Annotated in this window: 2 protein-coding genes; both read left to right on the top strand. The window is 60.2% G+C overall.

Translation table 11 applies throughout. The features are described 5' to 3' along the window. The first annotated feature begins 79 nt into the window (after positions 1 to 79). Positions 80 to 334: a transposase gene (locus KVS69_RS18385; protein WP_217539425.1), complete on the top strand. Its 255-nt coding sequence runs from the start codon at positions 80 to 82 to the stop codon at positions 332 to 334. Continuing rightward, a partial coding sequence (locus KVS69_RS18380) for an IS3 family transposase (protein ID WP_345776827.1) occupies positions 331 to 1,049 on the top strand: 719 nt, incomplete at its 3' end. The genes KVS69_RS18385 and KVS69_RS18380, both read left to right, overlap by 4 nt.

Raw genomic sequence — 1,049 nt, 5'->3', positions numbered from 1 at the left:
TGGACACTCGATAGGATCAATCCAAGCATCGAGGTGACCCGTGGCAAGACAGATAACCCAAGGTATGAGAGACGAGGCCGTGCGCCTGGTCGTGGTGGAGGGGCAGACGGTAAGAGAGGTCTGCCAGCTGATGGAGGTCGGCCCAACCGCGCTGAGGCGCTGGATAGATCAATGGCAGCGGAAGCACAACCCCGACGCCGAGGGGCCGCCGATTGACCCTCAGGCCCGGATTGCAGAGCTGGAATCCCAGAATCGAAGGCTCAAGGAGGAGCGCGATCTACTAAAAAAATCCATAGCCTTCTTCGTTCGGGACAACGATCGCCGGAACAAGTGATCGAAGAACTGGGGAAGGCTGCTCCGATCCGATTGGTCTGCCAGCTGATGGACTACCCGCGCAGCAGCTACTACGCCTGGCGGGGTCGACAGGAACAGATCGACCACGAGCTACTGAGCCAGGTCGACCTGGTGAGGCGCATTCACAAATCGCATCGGGGCAGCTGTGGGTCGCGCCGTATGGCCAGGGAATTGGCCAACATTGGGCTGCAGGTTGGCCGGTACCGGGCCCGCACGCTGATGCGCCGGGCCGGGGTGAGGGCCCGGCAACACAAGCGTCATAAGTATCAAAGCCTTGGGCCACAGGCCCTGACCGTTCCCAATGTGCTGGATCGTCAGTTCAATCCGGAGGCACCGAACCAAGTATGGGCAGGCGACATCACCTATATCCCGACCCAGCAGGGCTGGCTGTATCTGGCGATTGTTGTGGACCTATATGCCCGACGGATCGTGGGATGGGCTCATTCCCATGAAGCAAATGCCTGGCTGGCCGTCAGGGCGTTGCGAGGAGCATTGAAACAGCGCCGTCCCAAAGCGGGCCTGCTTTTTCACTCCGATCAAGGCCGGCAATACACCAGCCACGCCATGGCCGAAATCCTGCGCGACAACGGAGTTACGCAGAGCATGAGCCGCAAGGGAAATTGCTGGGACAACGCCGTCGTAGAGCGGGTTTTCGCCACCCTCAAGGGAGAATGGCTGTACGCCAAGTACCCCAC

Origin of the sequence: Stenotrophomonas sp. GbtcB23 (genome assembly GCF_019091045.1) — a bacterium.
Lineage (GTDB): Bacteria > Pseudomonadota > Gammaproteobacteria > Xanthomonadales > Xanthomonadaceae > Stenotrophomonas > Stenotrophomonas rhizophila_A.
This window is presented reverse-complemented; position numbering and strand designations above follow the sequence as displayed.